Source organism: Pseudomonas sp. Ga0074129, from assembly GCA_001465025.1.
GTDB lineage: Bacteria > Pseudomonadota > Gammaproteobacteria > Pseudomonadales > Pseudomonadaceae > Aquipseudomonas.
The window spans coordinates 41,922-59,273 of sequence record LNDO01000083.1; the positions used below are offsets into that span (position 1 = coordinate 41,922).

Genomic DNA, 17,352 nt, shown 5'->3' on the forward strand with positions numbered 1-17,352 from the left:
TGTCCTCAACGCAACTTCAGGGTGGCAAGGCCGATCAACACCAAAATCACGGTGATGATCCAGAAACGCACGATCACGCGCGGCTCAGGCCAGCCTTTCAATTCAAAATGGTGATGGATGGGGGCCATACGGAACACACGTTTGCCGGTCAGCTTGAAGCTGGCGACCTGAATGATCACCGACAGGGTTTCCAGAACAAAAATGCCGCCCATGATGAACAAGACGATTTCCTGCCGCACGATCACAGCAATGGTGCCCAGCGCCGCACCGAGGGCCAACGCGCCCACATCGCCCATAAACACTTGCGCCGGGTAGGTGTTGAACCAGAGAAAACCCAGCCCCGCGCCAACCATGGCCGCGCAGAACACAATCAGCTCACCTGCGCCCGGTACATAAGGGATAAACAGGTACTCAGCGAAATTCACGTTACCGGACAGGTAGCAGAAAATGCCCAGTGCGCCGCCAACCATGACGGTGGGCAAAATGGCCAGACCATCCAGGCCGTCGGTCAGGTTGACCGCGTTGCTGGAGCCGACGATGACGAAATAGGTCAGCACGATAAAGCCCAGGCCCAACTCCAGGCCGAAGTCTTTGACCATTGGCAGAATCAGGGTGGTTTCTACCGGGCTTTGCGCGGTGGTATAGAGGAAGATCGCCGCACCCAGACCAAACACTGACTGCCAGAAATACTTCCAGCGGCTTGGCAAGCCACGGGAGTTCTTCTCGATCACTTTGCGGTAGTCATCCACCCAGCCAATGGCCCCAAACAGCAGGGTTACAGCCAGCACGGTCCACACGTAGCGGTTGGACAGATCAGCCCAGAGCAAAGTGCTGACAGCTATAGCCGTGAGAATCAGCGCACCGCCCATGGTCGGCGTGCCTTTCTTCGACAGATGCGACTGCGGGCCGTCGTTGCGCACAGACTGGCCAATCTGACGGATTTGCAGGGTGCGGATCATCCACGGGCCAAGCCACAGCGAAAGCGCCAGCGCGGTCAATACGCCGAGAATGCCGCGCAGGGTCAGGTACTGAAAGACCGCGAAGCCCTTGTGGAACTGTTGCAGGTACTCCGCCAGCAGCAGCAGCATTAGTGAATCTCCCCGGATGTGCCACACAGCGCCGCCACGACTTTTTCCATCGCCGCGCTGCGTGAACCTTTAATAAGAACAGTGGTGTCGCCCTGCTCGCCTTGCAGCGCTGCAATCAGGCTGGCCTGATCACTGAAGTGACGACCGGCAGCACCGAATTCAGCCACGGCATGGGCCATCAACGGGCCAACGGCATACAGTGCGTCAACCTTGCCGATGGCATGCTGACCCACTTGGCGATGGCCTTGCTCCGCCCATTCGCCAAGCTCGCCAATATCGCCCAGCACCAGCACGCGGCGCCCGGCAAGACCGGCGAGGATATCGATGGCCGCGCACACGGACGTCGGGTTGGCGTTGTAGCTGTCGTCGATCACGCGCAGGCCATTGTTGGCCAATTGGCTTACCGTGCGACCTTTAACCGGTTGCAGCGCTTCCAGTCCGACCTTGATGGCGCTGACCGCAACCCCCACTGCCAGCGCAGCGGCGGCAGCAGCCAAGGCATTGGCGACGTTGTGCTCACCCAGCAGATTGAGTTGGATGCGTGCTTCACCCGCAGCGCAATGCAGGGTGAATGCAGAGCAGCCGCGAACGTCGCGCGCCAAGTCAGAGGCATACACATCAGCGGCAGAGTTCTGCAGGGCAAACGAACGCACCTGACGCCCGGCCGCACGTTGCTGCCAAATGGCAAAGGCGCGGTCATCGAGGTTAAGCACGATCACACCGTCATCGTTGAGCCCTTCGATGATTTCGCCCTTGGCTTGAACGATTTTCTCTGGGCCGCCGAACTCGCCCACGTGGGCCGTGCCGGCGTTATTCAACACAGCCACATGCGGACGGGTCAGGTTAACGGTGTAGGCGATTTCGCCGACGTGGTTAGCGCCCAATTCGATCACCGCAGCCACGTGCTCGGGTGCCAGTTCCAGCAAGGTCAGGGGTGCGCCGAGGTCGTTATTCAGGTTGCCACGCGTGGCCAGCACCGGACCTTGCAGGCCTTCGCGCAGAACGCTGGCGAGCATTTCCTTGACCGTGGTTTTACCGCTGGAACCGGTAATGGCCACCACAGGCGCGAGGAATGCCTGACGATTGAGCGAGCCCAACTGGCCGAGGGCCAAACGGGTATCTGCGACCAGCAGTTGCGGCAATGGCGCACCAACGACTTCACGCTCAACCAGGGCAGCCACCGCGCCTTTGGCGGCGACTTCTGCCAAGTAGTCATGGCCATCAAAGCGTGGGCCAGCCAAGGCAACAAACAATTGGCCCGGCACAACCGCGCGGCTGTCTGTGCTGACCGCAGCAAAAGCCACATCTGCACCAATCACCTGTGCGTTCAGGGTGCTTGCAACTTCGCTCAAATACATCGGCTTAAGCATGCGTCACCTCCCAAGCGGCCAAGGCCTTGGCTGCCTCGACCAAATCGGAGAACGGCTGACGCACGCCGTTGATTTCCTGATAGTCCTCATGGCCCTTGCCAGCCAAGACCACTACGTCATCGGCACTGGCACTGGCGATCAACTGGGCAATGGCTGGACCACGACCGTGGACGAACTGCACGGCTTCAGGCGCGCTAAAACCAGCGCGGATGTCGCTGAAAATCTGTGCGGGCGTTTCGCTGCGCGGGTTGTCATCGGTGACCAGCACCGCGTCCGCCAGGCGCTCAACCACGGCGGCCATCAGCGGACGCTTGCCGCTGTCGCGATCACCACCACAACCGAACAGGCACAGCAGCCGACCTTTAACGTGTGGGCGCAGGGCTTCGAGGACTTTTTCCAGGGCATCCGGGGTGTGCGCGTAATCCACCACCACCAACGGTTTATCCATGCCGCCCAAGCGTTGCATACGACCAATCGGCCCCTGCAACTGCGGCAACACCTTGAGGATTTCATCCAGCGGGTAATCCAGGCCCAACAGCGCGCCCACAACAGCCAGCAGGTTGCTCAAGTTGAAGCGACCGAGCAATGAACTGCGCAGCATGCCCTCACCGCGCGGCGTAACCAGCGTGGCGCGCACGCCCTGCTCGTCGAACTGCGCATCACGGCAGTACAGGTAGGCATCGGCATCGTTCAGGCTGTAGCTGATCAGGCGCGACTCATGCTCAACATCTGCCAACTCACGGCCAAAAGTGTCATCCAGGTTGAGCACACGGCAGCGCAGACCCGACCAAGCAAACAGTGCAGCTTTGGCCTGGGCATAAGCCTGCATGGAACCGTGGTAATCCAGATGATCACGCGACAAATTGGTTAGCACCGCGACATCGAAAGCCAGCGCAGCAACACGCCCTTGATGCAGACCATGGGAAGACACCTCCATGGCCACGGCGCGGGCACCGGCATTTTTCATATCCGCCAGAGTGGTCTGCACACCGATCGGATCCGGCGTGGTGTGAAGGCCCTGCTCCAGCGAACCATAAAAACCATTGCCCAAGGTGCCAACAATGCCGCAGCGCTCGCCGAGCAGATCCAAGGCCTGCGCCAGCAATTGGCTAACACTGGTTTTGCCGTTGGTGCCGGTAATACCAATCAGGTGCATGCCACGGCTTGGCTCACCATAAAAGCGCCCGGCTATGGCTGACAGTTGCTGCGACAACCCCTTAAGGGCAATCAGCTCAGCACTTTGCGCCGTCATGGGCGACGCGCCTTCAGTTTCATAGGCGACAGCGGCCGCGCCACGAGCAATGGCATCGCTAATGTGCACGCGACCGTCTTGCTGAGTACCCGGAACGGCCAGAAACAGATCGCCCGGACGTACCTTGCGGCTGTCCAGGGTCAATTCACGAATCAGGGTTGAACTGGCCGCTTGCGGTAATAATTGGTTAAGGGGCATAGGCATCAGATGCGCCCTCCTTTAATAGGATCAACGGCCGCCGTTTCAACTTTCAATGGCTCAGGCTCTGGCAGATTGTCTGGCACAACGTTCATCAGGCGCAGCGCACCTGCCATCACCTTGCCAAACACTGGCGCCGACACTAGGCCGCCGTAATAGCCGCCTTCGCTCGGCTCATCGATCATGATCACGGCAGCAATACGCGGGTTATCAATAGGTGCGACACCGGCAAAGAAGGAGCGGTAAGCCTTGTCGACATAGCCTTTAGTGCCCGTGGCGGCTTTGCGCGCGGTGCCGCTTTTGCCGCCGACGTGGTAGCCCGGTACTTTGGCCCGCGCACCACCACCGCCGGGCTCTTCCACCACGGCTTGCAGCATGTGCAACACCGTCTTGGAAATCGCTTCGTCAATGACTTGCGTGGATACTGGCGCGCGGTCCAGTCGCACCATCGACAACGGCACATTGCGCCCGTGGTTGGCCAGCACCGAATACGCATGCGCCAACTGCACAGCGGTTACTGACAGGCCATAGCCATAAGCCAGGGTCGCAGTCTCGGCCTGCCTCCAGACGCGGTAGTTAGGCAAGTTACCCACTCGCTCACCCGGAAAGCTCAAGCCGGTGTCCTGGCCCAGACCCACCTGCTGCATCACTGCATAAATGGGTTCGGCACCGATATCAAAGGCCACCTTGGAGATCCCAACGTTGCTTGATTTCATCAGGATCTGCGTAAGGTTGAGCATGCCGCCGCGTGATACGTCGCGGATGGTGTAACGACCAATGCGCAGGCTACCCGGCGCAGTATCTACGGTCATTTCCGGCGTCCAACGACCCGAACCCAGAGCAGCCGCAATCGAGAACGGTTTGACGGTTGAGCCTGGCTCGAACACATCAATCATCGCGCGGTTACGCATGGCTGCCGGTTGCAGGTTGCGGCGATTGTTAGGGTTGTAGGTCGGCTGATTGACCATGGCCAGCACTTCGCCGGTCTGCACGTCGAGCAGTACCAGGCTGCCAGCCTTGGCACCAAATTCGGTCACGGCATTACGCAGTTCGCGGTGCGCCAGGTATTGCAGGCGCAGGTCAATCGACAATGCCAAAGCTTTACCGGCTTTGGCATTTTGCGCGACTTGCACATCTTTGATCAGCCGACCGCGCCGATCCTTGAGCACCTGGCGCTTACCCGGCACGCCCGCGAGCCACTCTTCGAAAGCCAGCTCCATGCCTTCACGGCCTTGGTCGTCAATGTCGGTGAAGCCCACCACATGGGCAGCAACCTCACCCGCCGGATAAAAACGGCGAAATTCTTCAATGCCATACACACCCGGCATTTTGAGATCAAGGATGCGCTGGCCACGCTCAGGCGTCAGGCCGCGCACTAGGTACATGAACTCGCGCTCGGCATTGGCTTGCAGCCGCGCGCTGAAGGCCGCAGGCTCTTGACCAAGAGCAGTGGCCAGTTCATTCCAGCGCGCCTTGCCCTGCTGCAGTTCCTTGCCATTGGCCCACAGAGTAGTCACCGGCGTACTTACGGCCAGCGGCTCGCCATTGCGGTCAGTGATCAGACCTCGGTGCGCAGGAATCGGGATGTGCCTGACGCTGCGTGCGTCGCCATGGGCCTGCAGGAAACTCTGGTCAAACACCTGCAGGTCGACGATACGCCAGACGATTGCCGCCACCATCAGCGCGAGCGCCAACAGCACCAGACGGAAGCGCCATGGATAGAGTGCGCCCTCCAGTCCCATCATGGAGCCACCATGCGAACTTCGGCCGCATCCGGAATACGCATGCCCAGACGTTCAGCCGCCAGGGATTCGATGCGGTTGTGTGCAGTCCAGGTGCTTTGCTCAAGGATCAGCCGACCCCACTCTGCCTGGGCCTTGTCGCGCACGCTGAGCTCGGCATACAGCTCGTTAAGCAGCTGACGATTCCAATGAGCACTGTAAGAAACCGCCACAGCCGAGACCAATACGGCCGCAAACAGCAGCAACATGATCAAGCTGCCGCCTGGTAGCGGCTTGGCGAACAGTGCACTCATCGCAGCTTCTCCGCGATGCGCATTACGGCGCTGCGTGAACGCGGGTTGGCTGTCAGTTCGGCCTCAGACGGGAAGACAGGCTTGCCGATCAGCTTCAAACGAGGCTCAAAGGCCTTCGGAATAATCGGCAGGTCGCGGGGCAACGTATCCATTTCGCCCTTGGCATGCTTGCGCATAAAGAGCTTCACGATGCGATCTTCCAGCGAGTGGAAACTGATCACCACCAGACGACCGCCCACTTCAAGATTATCCAGCGCCGCATCAAGGCCACGCTCAAGATCGCCCAGCTCGTTATTGACGTATATACGCAGGCCTTGGAAGGCGCGGGTAGCCGGATTTTTGCCTTTTTCCCAGGCGGGGTTAGCCACCGTCAGCACCTGCGCCAAATCAGCCGTGCGGGTAAAGGGCTGTTCCGCACGGCGCAGCACCACGGCGCGGGCCATGCGCTTGGCGAAACGTTCCTCGCCGTATTCCTTAAACACCCGGGCAATTTCTTCCTCAGGAGCATTGGCAATAAATGTGGCCGCACTGACGCCGGCATCCGGGTTCATGCGCATGTCCAGCGGGCCATCATTCATAAAGCTGAAGCCGCGCTCGGCATCATCCAACTGCGGCGAAGACACACCCAGGTCGAGAAGAATGCCGCTGACTTTACCTTGCAGTTCACGCTGGGCCAGCTCCTCGCCCAACTCGGCAAAGCTGCGCTGCACAACGACAAAGCGGCCGTCTTCGGCCGCCAGCGTTTGCCCTGTGGCGATGGCCAATGGATCTTTATCAAAGCCCAACAAGCGACCGTCTGAGCCGAGCTTTTCTAGAAGCAGACGACTGTGACCACCGCGCCCGAATGTGCCATCGAGGTAGCAACCATTCGCACGCACAGCCAGCCCTTCGACAGCCTCGTCGAGCAGCACGGTGATATGGCGAAAATGGCTAGTCATGGTCACAGGATCAGGTCACGTAGTTCGTCGGACAAAGCGCCGGGCTGCTTGATCGCTGCCAGATCGGCATCGGCCACAGCATTCCAGGCATCTTCATCCCACAGTTGAAATTTATTGAGCTGCCCCACCAACATCGCGCGCTTGTCGAGCTTGGCGTACTCACGCAGGCGTGGCGGCACCAGAAAACGACCACTGGCGTCCAACTCAAGGTCAACAGCATTACCAATCAGCAAACGCTGCAGGCGGCGGTTTTCTTCACGGAAGGAGGCGAGTTCGCGGAGCTTGGCTTCGATCAGCTCCCACTCGGCGAGCGGGTAAACACAGAGGCAGGGGTCAATCGCATCGATCGTGACAATAAGCTGGCCGGCACAACGCGAAACGAGCTCATCCCGATACCGACTTGGCATCGCGAGCCGCCCTTTGGCGTCGAGACTGATGGCGTTAGCTCCGCGAAACACGATCGCGACTCCCCTTTTTTATTAGCTTTCCATGCCCAAGAAACCCACTTTCTGCCACTTCTTACCACTCGCGCACACTATAGGAATGCACACGCCCCACCGTCAAGGCACGCTTGGCGGGAAAAATCCTTACAGGACGGCGATTTAGCTAACTTTCAGGGGGGTAAAACGGAGAGAAAACAGGAGGGTAAAAACGCAAAAACCAGCACACACAGAAGGCTGAACTTCAAAGTTAAAGTAGTTTGTTAAGAGTAAGATTTTTTCGGTCTTAGAAAGGAGGCAAAACAGTGAAGCGAAGAGGTGGAGAGTCGATCTGTAAGCCGGGTTCTGTCGAGGACAGTCATTCCTCTACGACGTACATCACTGCACGCCTTTAGCAACCTACCCGGTTCCAGCGCGGGCCACGCCAATGGAACCCTATTTGGTCTTGCTCCGAGTGGGGTTTGCCTAGCCACGGACTGTTACCAGCCGTGCGGTGCGCTCTTACCGCACCTTTTCACCCTTACCGGCACCGAAGCGCTTAGGCGGTTATTTTCTGTGGCACTTTCCGTAGGCTCACGCCTCCCAGGCATTACCTGGCACTCCGCCCTATGGAGCCCGGACTTTCCTCCCCCTTCTTGCGAAGGCAGCGACTGTCCGATCGACTCTCCGCCGGCAAGGTTAACGACCTGCGCCCTTTAGAACAAGGTTTAAACGTCTTTTTGCCGTTCCAACGCAACCTGATAGAGCAAGTTCTTGCGCACCCCGGTGATTTCTGCAGCCAATGCCGACGCACGCTTGAGCGGCATTTCTGCCAAAAGCAGATCCAGCACACGCATAGCCTCAGAACTGACTGCCTCTTCACCTTCCGGTGCCTGCCAGCCCGCTACAAGCACTACGCACTCACCACGCTGTTGATTGCTATCCGCCGCCACCCAGGCAGCCAACTCAGCCAAGGGCATGCCCTTGAGCGTCTCGAAGGTTTTGGTCAGTTCACGCGCCAGCAATGCCGGGCGCTCATCACCGAACACGGCCTGCATGTCCTGTAGGCACTCGAGAATACGATGCGGGGCTTCATAAAAGATCAGGGTGCGCGGCTCTTCCTTAACATGTTCAAGGCGTGCGCGCCGACCCGCTGCTTTGGCGGGTAGAAATCCTTCAAAGATGAATCGATCAGACGGCAAACCTGCCGCCGAAAGTGCCGCGATCAAGGCGCACGCGCCGGGCACCGGCACCACCGCGACACCTGCCGCACGGGCCTGGCGCACCAGGTGATAGCCAGGATCGGAAATGAGCGGCGTACCGGCATCGGAGATCAGTGCCACATCGTCACCCGCCAGCAAGCGCGCCAGAAAGCGCCCACCCTGGTCGCGCTCATTATGCTCATGGCAGGCGGCCAAAGGCGTGGGGATACCGAAATGCTGCATCAAGCGCGCCGAATGACGAGTATCTTCAGCAGCGATCAGGGAAACGCTGCGTAGAACATTCAGCGCACGCGCACTGATGTCGTCCAGGTTACCAATCGGTGTAGCCACCACATAAAGACTGCCCAAAGGCGCGTTTGCAGCGGCAGAAGTGGTCACAGCACAAGCCCTCAAAATCAGTAAAGCGCGCATTGTAGCCCGTTTCAGCCCGCTAACATCGCGCCACCGCCCGCGCTTGGGTACAATTCGAACTCATTTTGATCAAGTATCAGGAACGCTTACATGATCGCCTGCCTTCGCCCGGTTTTTGTCATCTGCCTCGCGGGCTTGCTTGCCGCCTGCGCCAGCCAGCCTTCATCCACGCTGGGCGAGCTGCCACGCACGCCGCAAGCCAGCATCGAACAGTTGCTGCAGCAGGCGGCAGAAAGCCCTGCCGAGCAAGCCGCCTCTCTGCGCCTCTCAGCGGCAGACATGGTTTATAAAGAGAATGACTTCGCCCGCACCGGCAGCATCCTCGATCAAGTCTCACTGGACAGCCTCAAACCTGCGCAGCAGATCTATGCCAGCACCTTGCGTGCTGAATTGGATATGCAGCGCAATAAACCCAAGGCTGCCTTGCGTGCACTCAATCATCCTAGCCTGGAGCGGCTTGGCGAACTGCCCGTTGAGCAACAGGTACGCAGCCAATTGGTTCGCGCTAAAGCGCTGCAAGCCACCGGTCAATCCCTGGCAGCAGCACGCGAGCGCGCATTCATTGCCCCGCTACTGAGCGGTGCAAGCGCATTGAACAATCAGGAAACCATCTGGGAACTGGTTTCCTATCTTGCAAAGGATGATTTACAGGCCAGCGGCGATGCCGATCTTGATGGCTGGCTTGCCCTGGCCCGCGCCGCAAAAACAGCCGGCACGCTGGAACAACAACAAGCAGCCGTTGATGCCTGGGTTGCCGCCAACCCTCAGCATCCAGCGGCGCTCCAACTACCGCAAGCCCTCATCGAGCTGAAAAAACTCTCCAGCCAGCCGCTGACTGAAATAGCCCTACTGCTACCGCAAGACGGTCAACTCGCCAGCGTTGCACGTGCTCTGCGCGATGGCTTTATGGCCGCTCACTACCAAGCCCAACAGGCCGGTCAAAACCCACCCAACATTCAATTCTTCGACAGCTCGCGCATTGGCTCCATGGATGCGTTTTATGCACAAGCGCAAGCCGCTGGCGTACAGCTGGTGATTGGCCCACTGGAAAAAAATCTGGTTAGCCAACTTAGCAGCCGCGAACAACTGCCGATCACCACCCTGGCCCTGAACTACAGCGAAACCAATCAGGAAGGTCCAGCGCAGCTCTTCCAATTCGGCCTTGCCGCCGAAGACGAGGCGCGCGAAGTTGCCCGCCGCGCGTGGGCCGACGGGATGCGCCGCGCTGTTGCACTGGTGCCCAACGGTGAATGGGGGGATCGCGTACTTGCCGCCTTCCGGCAAAGCTGGCAAGCCCAAGGCGGAACTTTGATCGCTGCCGAGCACGTCGATCAGCCGGTTGAACTGGCCCGCCAGATTGCCGACCTGTTCCAACTGCGCGAAAGTGAAGCGCGCAGTAAGCGCCTGCAAAACACGCTGGGTAGCAGCATTGCAGCCGCCCCTTCGCGGCGCCGCGATGTAGATTTCATCTTTCTCGCCGCAACACCGCAGCAAGCCCAACAGATCAAACCTACCCTGGCCTTCCAATATGCAGGTGATGTTCCGGTTTACGCCACATCACACCTGTTTACCGGCATCTTTAATCAGGCCCAGTACGTTGATCTCAACGGCATCATGTTCTGCGAGACGCCCTGGCTGCTCAACGTTAATGACCCGCTACGCCAGCAAGCCAGCGCACAATGGCCACAAGCGGCTGGCAGCCTTGGCCGCCTCTACGCCATGGGTGCTGACGCCTTTCAGCTGGCACCACGCCTGAGTCAACTCAAAGCACTGCCGGAGATGCGCCTGCAAGGCTTATCCGGCAATCTGGGCCTTGGCCCAGCACAACGCATCGAGCGACAGTTGCCGTGGGCTGAGTTCCGCGACGGCCAAGTTCAGGCACTGCCTGACATCAGCCTTTGAGCGAGCGCATCAACACACAACAACGCGGTGAGGCTGCCGAAGCCATGGCTCGGCAGCATCTCGAAAAGCACGGCCTGCGCCTGCTGGCGCAAAACTGGCGCTGCCGCCTCGGCGAGCTCGATCTGGTCATGCTCGACGCCGATACAGTAGTATTCGTTGAAGTTCGCTATCGGCGCTATAGCGCCTGGGGCGGCGCGGCAGCGAGCGTAGACGCACGCAAACGTGAGAAACTCAGCCGCGCTGCTCAACTCTTTTTGCAACAAGAATCCCGCTGGGCCAAGTACCCATGCCGCTTTGATGTGATTGCCATAAACGCCGACGGCCAAGCCCCCGCGCAACTGGACTGGATTCAAAACGCCTTTGATACCTGAACAGACGCCACACTGAAGGTTATATCTACGATGGATATGCAAGCCCGTATTCGCCACCTGTTCCAAGCCAGTATTGAAACCAAGCAACAGGCTATGGAAGTGCTCATTCCCTTTATCGAACAGGGCAGCCAAGTCATGGTTCAGGCCTTGCTCAGCGAAGGCAAAATCCTTTCGTGCGGCAATGGCGGCTCAGCTGGCGATGCTCAGCACTTCTCTTCTGAGTTGCTCAATCGCTTCGAGCGGGAACGCCCAAGCCTGCCGGCGATCGCACTGACTACAGACAGCTCGACCATCACCTCAATCGCTAACGATTACAGCTACAACGAGGTTTTTTCCAAACAGATTCGCGCCCTCGGCCAACCCGGCGACGTGCTGCTGGCAATTTCCACCAGCGGCAACTCGGCCAACGTTATCCAGGCGATACAGGCCGCTCACGATCGCGAGATGTTCGTTGTGGCCCTGACCGGCCGTGATGGCGGCGGCATGGCCTCGCTGCTGTTGCCGGAAGACGTGGAAATCCGCGTACCGTCAAAAGTTACCGCACGGATTCAGGAAGTCCACTTGCTGGCCATCCACTGCCTGTGCGACCTGATCGACAGTCAATTGTTTGGGAGTGAAGAATGACCCGTTCACCACTGATTCTTGCTGTTCTTGCACTGAGCTTGGTCTTGGCTGGCTGCGGCAATCGCAGCGTCGGCAACAAAATTGACGACCAGTTCATCCCCTCACAAGTCAGCTCCAATATCGCCAGGGCGCATATTGATCTCACCAGCCCAACGTCGCGCATCATCGTCACCAGCTACAACGGCGTCGTCCTCTTGGCGGGGCAAACCCCTCGTAACGACCTAAAAGGCATTGCCGAGCAGGCAGCGCGACGGGTCAACAACGTCAAAAAAATACACAACGAACTGCAGATCCAAAACCCCACCTCGCTGCTGGTTCGCAGCAATGACTCACTGCTCACCAGCCGCATCAAAACCCAGATGCTTGCAGACAGCACGGTGCCAGGTAGCAGGATCAAGGTCATCACCGAGAATGGCATCGTATACCTACTCGGGCTGGTGTCGCAGGCTGAGGCCAACCATGCAACCAACCTGGTTCAGAGTGTTTCCGGCGTACAAAAGGTCGTGAAGCTGTTTCAGTACACCAACTGACTGCACGCTAAGCACAAAAAAACGGGCGCCATCGGCGCCCATTTTTTTATTGCGACTGCATGCAAACCTGCAGCTTCAACGACGTCTTACTTGACGACCTTGAGACTAGGTCTGCCACTAGGCCGCGGCGGCTCGTCATCAGGTGAAACTTCTTCATCCGGATCTTCGATTTCCTCACGCCCCATAGCGGAAGGCTCGGACTCAAAAACCATGCCCTGCCCGTTCTCACGGGCGTACACGGCAAGCACAGCGCCCGCCGGGATGTACAAGCTTTGCGGAACACCCGCAAAACGGCCTTCAAAACTCACCGCTTCGTTATCCATGTGCAGATTGCGCACAGCTGTAGGCGAAACATTCAGCACGATCTGCCCATCGCTGGCGAAACCGCTTGGTACCTGAACGCCAACATATTCCGCATCGACCAGCAAATGCGGCGTGCAATCGTTATCCACAATCCACTCATAGAGGGCGCGCACCAAATAAGGACGGCTCGACTTCATGACCAGCTCCTTGAGTTAACGCATGTCACGTTCGACAGGTGAAAGACTGACCTGAAACGCCTCGCGGGCAAACTGACGCTCCATGTAATCGAGCAACGGTTTAGCCGGCTTAGGCAACTCGATACCCAGTATCGGCAGGCGCCAAAGGATAGGCAGCAAGCAACAGTCGACCAAGCTCATTTCTTCGCTGAGAAAATACGGCTTGTCAGCAAACAGCGCCGAAACGCCCGTCAGGCTCTCACGCAATTCCTTGCGAGCCACAGCACGTGCGGCCTCTTTACTGCGCGGGTCGAGTATCAAGTCGACCTGAGCACACCAGTCACGCTGAATACGATGCACCAGCAGACGGCTATTCGCACGCGCCACCGGATAAACAGGTAGCAGCGGTGGATGCGGATAGCGCTCATCCAAGTATTCCATCACAACCGTTGACTCATACAACGCCAGATCACGGTCCACCAGAGTAGGCAAACTGGCATAAGGGTTAACCTCAAGCAGCTTGGCTGGATAGCGGCCCTTTTCGACACTGATGATCTCGGCGCTGACACCCTTCTCGGCGAGCACAATGCGTACGCGGTGGGAATAGTGGTCGGCGGGGTCGGAGTAGCAGGCCAACCGATTGGTCACGCCCATGGCGATCCTCCTCGCTTATAAAGTTATGTGAAGCAGAAAAAATTGCCGTGAGCAATTTTTGACGGGACTTGCAACGGCCCTCCTTGAAGGACCGCCGAAATGGCAGGGCACAAAGCAAGCGCGCCCCAAAAGGGCGCGCGAGCTAGTAACAATGCTGCAAAGGATTAATGCACATCCTTCCAGTATTCACGCTTGAGCAAATAGGCGAATACAAAGAAGAAGGCAAGATACAGCAATACGTAGGTACCGATACGCTGGCTTTGCAGTTTCACCGGATTAGCTGAGTAAGCGAGGAAAGTCACAAGATTGCGGACCTTCTCATCAAACTCTTCTGCGCTCAGTTCACCCGTCTTTGGCACGACAGTCAGCTGATCGCAGGCCTCATGGGTGATGGGTGTGCCGGTCAGTGGATCAAACTGCTTTTTGCCGTTTTCAACCACTTGCACCTGCTTACAACCAATAACCTGCTTGCCCTGCAGACCGACCAACACGTTAGGCATGCCCACATTGGGGAATACCTTATTGTTGGCGCCCAATGGACGGCTTGGGTCGTCATAGAAAGTACGCATGTAGGTGTACAACCAGTCGTTGCCGCGCACGCGCGCCACTAGAGTCAAGTCAGGTGGCGCCGCACCAAACCAAGACTTGGCATCCGACACCTGCATGCCAATCTTCATGTGGTCACCGATGTTCGCACCAGTGAACACCAGATTCTCCAGCATGACTTCGTGTGGAATACCTAAGTCATTGGCAACACGCTCATAGCGCTGGTACTGAGCAGCATGACAACCCATGCAGTAGTTGGCGAACGTGCGCGCGCCATCCTGCAGAGCAGCCTTATCCTTAAGATCAACATTAGCCTTATCCAACGGATAGTCAGATGCAGCGCCAATCGCCAACGCAGGCATTGCAGCAAAAATGAGTGCAGCAAATAGCTTCTTCATTAGCCAGTCACCCTTTCCGGAACCGGTTTAGTCTTCTCATACTTGGTATAGAACGGCATCAAGAGGAAGTACGCGAAATACAGGATGGTACATACCTGCGACAACAGCGTACGGCCTGGGGTTGGAGCCAGAACACCCAGCACACCCAGAATCACAAAGGATATGCAGAAGATCAGCAGCCAAACCTTGCTCATCCAACCCTTGTAACGCATCGATTTAACCGGACTACGATCCAGCCATGGCAACACGAACAACACTGCAATGGCTGCGCCCATGGCGATTACGCCTAAGAGCTTGTCTGGCACCGCACGCAGAATCGCGTAGAACGGTGTGAAGTACCAAACCGGGGCAATGTGTGCAGGCGTTTTAAATGGGTTGGCCGCTTCAAAGTTCGGCTTCTCGAGGAAATACCCACCCATCTCCGGGAAGAAGAACAGCACAAAGCAGAAGACAAACAAGAACACCACAACACCAACAATATCTTTCACGGTGTAGTAAGGGTGGAAAGCAATGCCATCAAGCGGCTTGCCGTTCTCGTCCTTGAACTTCTTGATGTCCACGCCATCAGGGTTGTTCGAGCCTACTTCGTGCAGCGCCAGGATGTGCAACACAACCAGACCCAGAATCACGATTGGCAGTGCCACAACGTGCAGCGCAAAGAAGCGGTTCAGGGTAATACCAGAAATCAGGTAGTCACCACGAATCCACTGAGTCAGGTCCGCGCCGATTACCGGAATAGCCCCGAACAGCGAGATGATCACCTGGGCACCCCAGTAGGACATCTGGCCCCAAGGCAGCAGATAGCCCATGAAGGCTTCAGCCATAAGCATCAGATAAATCAGCATACCGAAGATCCACACCAGTTCGCGCGGCTTCTGGTAAGAACCATAAAGCAGGCCACGGAACATGTGCAGATATACCACCGCGAAGAACGCAGAAGCACCGGTGGAATGCATGTAACGCAGGATCCAGCCGTACTCGACGTCACGCATGATGTATTCGACTGAAGCGAACGCACCCTCGGCGGTCGGGGTGTAACTCATCGTCAGCCAGACACCCGTTACGATCTGGTTAACCAGAACCAGCAGGGCAAGCGAACCGAAAAAGTAGAAAAAGTTAAAGTTCTTGGGCGCGTAGTACTTGGAGAGATGCTCTTCCCACATCTTGGTCGCGGGAAAGCGCGCATCGACCCATTCCATGAATTTACTCATCATGCTTTCTCCTGATCCACACCGACGATGATCACGTCATCAGACTCGTATGTGTGCGGCGGTACCGGCAGATTCAGAGGGGCTGGCTGCGCCTTGTACACACGACCGGCCAGGTCATAGCGCGAGCCGTGACAGGCACAGAAATAACCGCCTACCCAGTCGGCACCGAGGTCGGCAGGTGCAACTTCCGGGCGGAAGCCTGGCGAGCAACCCAGGTGAGTACACAGGCCGACAAGCAAAAGGACTTCTGGCTTGATCGAGCGAGTCTTGGGATCAACATAACTCGGCTGCACAGATGCTTTTGAATCAAAGTCAGCCAGTTGCGACTCGATCTTGCCCAGATTACTGAGGATTTCCTCGGTACGGCGGACAATAAACACCGGTTGCCCGCGCCACTCAGCAACCATTTGCTGACCTGGCTCAACTTTGCTGACGTTCACCTTAACGGGTGCCCCGGCAGCTTTAGCCTTGGCGCTAGGGAACCAGGACCCCACAAAAGGGACCGCGGCACCCACCGCTCCTGCAGCACCCACCACCGAGGTGGCTGCTACCAGAAAGCGACGCCGGCCTGCATTCACGCCGTCATTGCTCATTCAGTCGTCTCCCATCAGCTTTATGGCCTGTTGGTCAGGCCTATACTAGGTAAATTTCGAGTCGCACAAAATTTTTCAAATGGTAAAGAAAAGCCCCTTTACTGACAAGGTAATTACCCACTGCCAGCAGACGCAAACCCTTGCAATTCGAGGGATAGGCCCGTGCGGCATGATGCCGCACAACCAATGACGACCCATAAAAAACGCCCAACTCCGCGAGGAAGCTGGGCGTTTTTTGGAACGCAGACTGCGAATTAACGCTTGGAGTACTGCGGACGCTTACGCGCTTTACGCAGACCAACCTTCTTACGCTCAACTTCACGAGCATCGCGAGTCACGAAGCCTGCCTTACGCAGTGCCGGACGCAGGGACTCGTCGTAGTCCATCAGGGCGCGGGTGATACCGTGACGGATCGCACCGGCCTGACCACTTACACCACCGCCAACAACGGTAACGTAAATATCAAACTTCTCAACCATCTCAACCAGCTCCAGCGGCTGACGAACTACCATGCGGGCAGTTTCGCGACCGAAGAAAGTGTCGAGTTCACGGTTGTTGATGGAGATTTTGCCAGTACCAGCGCGCAGGAAGACGCGAGCGGTTGCGGTCTTGCGACGGCCAGTGCCGTAATTTTGAGTCGCCGACATAATGAACTATTCCGTTAAAACTTCAGTTCTTGGGGCTGCTGAGCAGTGTGAGGGTGAGCAGCGCCCGCATACACTTTCAGCTTACGATACATGTCGCGACCCAGCGGGTTCTTCGGCAGCATGCCTTTAACCGCGGTCTCGATCACGCGCTCAGGGGCTTTAGCGATCAACTTCTCGAAGTTGATCGACTTGATGCCGCCCGGGAAACCTGAGTGGGAGTAGTACATCTTGTCAGTGGTCTTGGCACCGGTAACGCGAATCTGCTCAGCGTTGATGATGACGATGTAGTCGCCGGTATCAACGTGCGGAGTGTATTCAGGCTTGTGCTTGCCACGCAGACGGCTTGCAACTTCGGTAGCCAGACGACCCAGGGTCTGACCTGCAGCGTCGACGACAAACCAGTCGCGCTTAACTGTTTCCGGTTTAGCAGTAAAAGTTTTCATTCTTTATAGCCTCAGGGGCC

Annotated in this window: 19 protein-coding genes and 1 other RNA gene; 4 read left to right on the top strand and 16 right to left on the bottom strand. The window is 57.5% G+C overall.

Going from position 1 to position 17,352, the window contains the following annotated elements; translation table 11 throughout:
* Window positions 1-5: 5 nt before the first annotated feature.
* The 9 genes from mraY to rsmI all read right to left on the bottom strand — a co-directional run bounded on the left by mraY (window position 6) and on the right by rsmI (window position 8,934).
* On the bottom strand, window positions 6-1,088 hold the full coding sequence (mraY, locus tag AUK77_RS11665; RefSeq protein ID WP_296129828.1) for a phospho-N-acetylmuramoyl-pentapeptide-transferase: 1,083 nt from the start codon (window positions 1,086-1,088) through the stop codon (window positions 6-8).
* Entirely contained in the window at window positions 1,088-2,458 is a 1,371-nt protein-coding gene (gene murF / locus AUK77_RS11670) for a UDP-N-acetylmuramoyl-tripeptide--D-alanyl-D-alanine ligase (protein ID WP_296129832.1), read from the bottom strand. The genes mraY and murF overlap by 1 nt, the downstream gene beginning before the upstream one ends.
* Complete coding sequence (locus tag AUK77_RS11675; protein ID WP_296129835.1) at window positions 2,451-3,914, bottom strand: UDP-N-acetylmuramoyl-L-alanyl-D-glutamate--2,6-diaminopimelate ligase; 1,464 nt, start codon at window positions 3,912-3,914, stop codon at window positions 2,451-2,453. The genes murF and AUK77_RS11675 overlap by 8 nt, the downstream gene beginning before the upstream one ends.
* Window positions 3,914-5,650 (bottom strand): penicillin-binding transpeptidase domain-containing protein, encoded by a 1,737-nt coding sequence (locus AUK77_RS11680; RefSeq protein ID WP_296129990.1) that lies wholly within the window; start codon window positions 5,648-5,650, stop codon window positions 3,914-3,916. Before AUK77_RS11680 ends, AUK77_RS11675 begins: the two co-directional genes overlap by 1 nt.
* A complete protein-coding gene (ftsL, locus tag AUK77_RS11685; protein WP_296129838.1) occupies window positions 5,650-5,943 on the bottom strand; it encodes a cell division protein FtsL in 294 nt (97 codons plus the stop codon). Before ftsL ends, AUK77_RS11680 begins: the two co-directional genes overlap by 1 nt.
* Entirely contained in the window at window positions 5,940-6,881 is a 942-nt protein-coding gene (rsmH, locus tag AUK77_RS11690) for a 16S rRNA (cytosine(1402)-N(4))-methyltransferase RsmH (protein ID WP_296129841.1), read from the bottom strand. Before rsmH ends, ftsL begins: the two co-directional genes overlap by 4 nt.
* Window positions 6,882-6,883: 2 nt before the next feature.
* A complete protein-coding gene (gene mraZ / locus AUK77_RS11695) occupies window positions 6,884-7,339 on the bottom strand; it encodes a division/cell wall cluster transcriptional repressor MraZ (protein WP_296129843.1) in 456 nt (151 codons plus the stop codon).
* Between the two features lie 300 nt (window positions 7,340-7,639).
* Window positions 7,640-7,987, bottom strand: an RNA gene (gene rnpB / locus AUK77_RS11700) — RNase P RNA component class A.
* Window positions 7,988-8,028: 41 nt separating this feature from the next.
* Window positions 8,029-8,934 carry a 16S rRNA (cytidine(1402)-2'-O)-methyltransferase gene (rsmI, locus tag AUK77_RS11705; RefSeq protein ID WP_296129846.1) on the bottom strand — a complete coding sequence of 302 codons (906 nt, stop codon included), beginning with the start codon at window positions 8,932-8,934 and terminating at the stop codon, window positions 8,029-8,031.
* 90 nt (window positions 8,935-9,024) lie between these two features.
* Between rsmI and AUK77_RS11710 the strand changes: the two genes are divergently transcribed.
* The 4 genes from AUK77_RS11710 to AUK77_RS11725 are packed head-to-tail and all read left to right on the top strand — an operon-like array spanning window position 9,025 to window position 12,361.
* The gene (locus tag AUK77_RS11710; RefSeq protein ID WP_296129849.1) at window positions 9,025-10,836 is read left to right on the top strand and encodes a penicillin-binding protein activator; all 1,812 of its coding nucleotides are present in this window, start codon (window positions 9,025-9,027) and stop codon (window positions 10,834-10,836) included.
* Window positions 10,833-11,207, top strand: a complete 375-nt coding sequence (locus AUK77_RS11715) for a YraN family protein (protein WP_296129850.1) — start codon at window positions 10,833-10,835, stop codon at window positions 11,205-11,207. The genes AUK77_RS11710 and AUK77_RS11715 overlap by 4 nt, the downstream gene beginning before the upstream one ends.
* Before the next feature lie 30 nt (window positions 11,208-11,237).
* Window positions 11,238-11,831, top strand: coding sequence for a phosphoheptose isomerase (locus AUK77_RS11720; RefSeq protein WP_296129853.1), 594 nt, complete (start codon window positions 11,238-11,240; stop codon window positions 11,829-11,831).
* Window positions 11,828-12,361 (top strand): BON domain-containing protein, encoded by a 534-nt coding sequence (locus AUK77_RS11725; protein WP_296129855.1) that lies wholly within the window; start codon window positions 11,828-11,830, stop codon window positions 12,359-12,361. Before AUK77_RS11720 ends, AUK77_RS11725 begins: the two co-directional genes overlap by 4 nt.
* An 86-nt stretch (window positions 12,362-12,447) precedes the next feature.
* Here AUK77_RS11725 and AUK77_RS11730 read toward each other — a convergent pair whose 3' ends face one another.
* From AUK77_RS11730 to rplM, 7 genes are all read right to left on the bottom strand, one after another.
* The gene (locus AUK77_RS11730) at window positions 12,448-12,861 is read right to left on the bottom strand and encodes a ClpXP protease specificity-enhancing factor (protein ID WP_296129858.1); all 414 of its coding nucleotides are present in this window, start codon (window positions 12,859-12,861) and stop codon (window positions 12,448-12,450) included.
* Window positions 12,862-12,876: 15 nt separating this feature from the next.
* A complete protein-coding gene (locus AUK77_RS11735; protein WP_296129860.1) occupies window positions 12,877-13,494 on the bottom strand; it encodes a glutathione S-transferase N-terminal domain-containing protein in 618 nt (205 codons plus the stop codon).
* A gap of 164 nt (window positions 13,495-13,658) precedes the next feature.
* Window positions 13,659-14,438 (bottom strand): cytochrome c1, encoded by a 780-nt coding sequence (locus AUK77_RS11740; RefSeq protein WP_296129863.1) that lies wholly within the window; start codon window positions 14,436-14,438, stop codon window positions 13,659-13,661.
* Complete coding sequence (locus AUK77_RS11745; RefSeq protein WP_296129865.1) at window positions 14,438-15,649, bottom strand: cytochrome bc complex cytochrome b subunit; 1,212 nt, start codon at window positions 15,647-15,649, stop codon at window positions 14,438-14,440. The genes AUK77_RS11740 and AUK77_RS11745 overlap by 1 nt, the downstream gene beginning before the upstream one ends.
* Window positions 15,649-16,242 carry a ubiquinol-cytochrome c reductase iron-sulfur subunit gene (gene petA / locus AUK77_RS11750; protein WP_296129866.1) on the bottom strand — a complete coding sequence of 198 codons (594 nt, stop codon included), beginning with the start codon at window positions 16,240-16,242 and terminating at the stop codon, window positions 15,649-15,651. The genes AUK77_RS11745 and petA overlap by 1 nt, the downstream gene beginning before the upstream one ends.
* A gap of 254 nt (window positions 16,243-16,496) precedes the next feature.
* A complete protein-coding gene (gene rpsI, locus AUK77_RS11755; RefSeq protein WP_296129869.1) occupies window positions 16,497-16,889 on the bottom strand; it encodes a 30S ribosomal protein S9 in 393 nt (130 codons plus the stop codon).
* 14 nt (window positions 16,890-16,903) lie between these two features.
* Window positions 16,904-17,332, bottom strand: coding sequence for a 50S ribosomal protein L13 (rplM, locus tag AUK77_RS11760; RefSeq protein ID WP_090249152.1), 429 nt, complete (start codon window positions 17,330-17,332; stop codon window positions 16,904-16,906).
* Between the last annotated feature and the right edge of the window lie 20 nt (window positions 17,333-17,352).

Excerpts from the sequence above, each read along its gene's own strand:
- mraY (WP_296129828.1), bottom strand. The coding sequence starts at position 1,088 with ATGCTGCTGCTGCTGGCGGAGTACCTGCAACAGTTCCACAAGGGCTTC.
- murF (WP_296129832.1), bottom strand. The coding sequence starts at position 2,458 with ATGCTTAAGCCGATGTATTTGAGCGAAGTTGCAAGCACCCTGAACGCA.
- AUK77_RS11675 (WP_296129835.1), bottom strand. The coding sequence starts at position 3,914 with ATGCCTATGCCCCTTAACCAATTATTACCGCAAGCGGCCAGTTCAACC.
- AUK77_RS11680 (WP_296129990.1), bottom strand. The coding sequence starts at position 5,650 with ATGGGACTGGAGGGCGCACTCTATCCATGGCGCTTCCGTCTGGTGCTG.
- ftsL (WP_296129838.1), bottom strand. The coding sequence starts at position 5,943 with ATGAGTGCACTGTTCGCCAAGCCGCTACCAGGCGGCAGCTTGATCATG.
- rsmH (WP_296129841.1), bottom strand. The coding sequence starts at position 6,881 with ATGACTAGCCATTTTCGCCATATCACCGTGCTGCTCGACGAGGCTGTC.
- rsmI (WP_296129846.1), bottom strand. The coding sequence starts at position 8,934 with ATGCGCGCTTTACTGATTTTGAGGGCTTGTGCTGTGACCACTTCTGCC.
- AUK77_RS11710 (WP_296129849.1), top strand. The coding sequence starts at position 9,025 with ATGATCGCCTGCCTTCGCCCGGTTTTTGTCATCTGCCTCGCGGGCTTG.
- AUK77_RS11720 (WP_296129853.1), top strand. The coding sequence starts at position 11,238 with ATGGATATGCAAGCCCGTATTCGCCACCTGTTCCAAGCCAGTATTGAA.
- AUK77_RS11725 (WP_296129855.1), top strand. The coding sequence starts at position 11,828 with ATGACCCGTTCACCACTGATTCTTGCTGTTCTTGCACTGAGCTTGGTC.
- AUK77_RS11730 (WP_296129858.1), bottom strand. The coding sequence starts at position 12,861 with ATGAAGTCGAGCCGTCCTTATTTGGTGCGCGCCCTCTATGAGTGGATT.
- AUK77_RS11735 (WP_296129860.1), bottom strand. The coding sequence starts at position 13,494 with ATGGGCGTGACCAATCGGTTGGCCTGCTACTCCGACCCCGCCGACCAC.
- AUK77_RS11740 (WP_296129863.1), bottom strand. The coding sequence starts at position 14,438 with ATGAAGAAGCTATTTGCTGCACTCATTTTTGCTGCAATGCCTGCGTTG.
- AUK77_RS11745 (WP_296129865.1), bottom strand. The coding sequence starts at position 15,649 with ATGAGTAAATTCATGGAATGGGTCGATGCGCGCTTTCCCGCGACCAAG.
- petA (WP_296129866.1), bottom strand. The coding sequence starts at position 16,242 with ATGAGCAATGACGGCGTGAATGCAGGCCGGCGTCGCTTTCTGGTAGCA.
- rpsI (WP_296129869.1), bottom strand. The coding sequence starts at position 16,889 with ATGTCGGCGACTCAAAATTACGGCACTGGCCGTCGCAAGACCGCAACC.
- rplM (WP_090249152.1), bottom strand. The coding sequence starts at position 17,332 with ATGAAAACTTTTACTGCTAAACCGGAAACAGTTAAGCGCGACTGGTTT.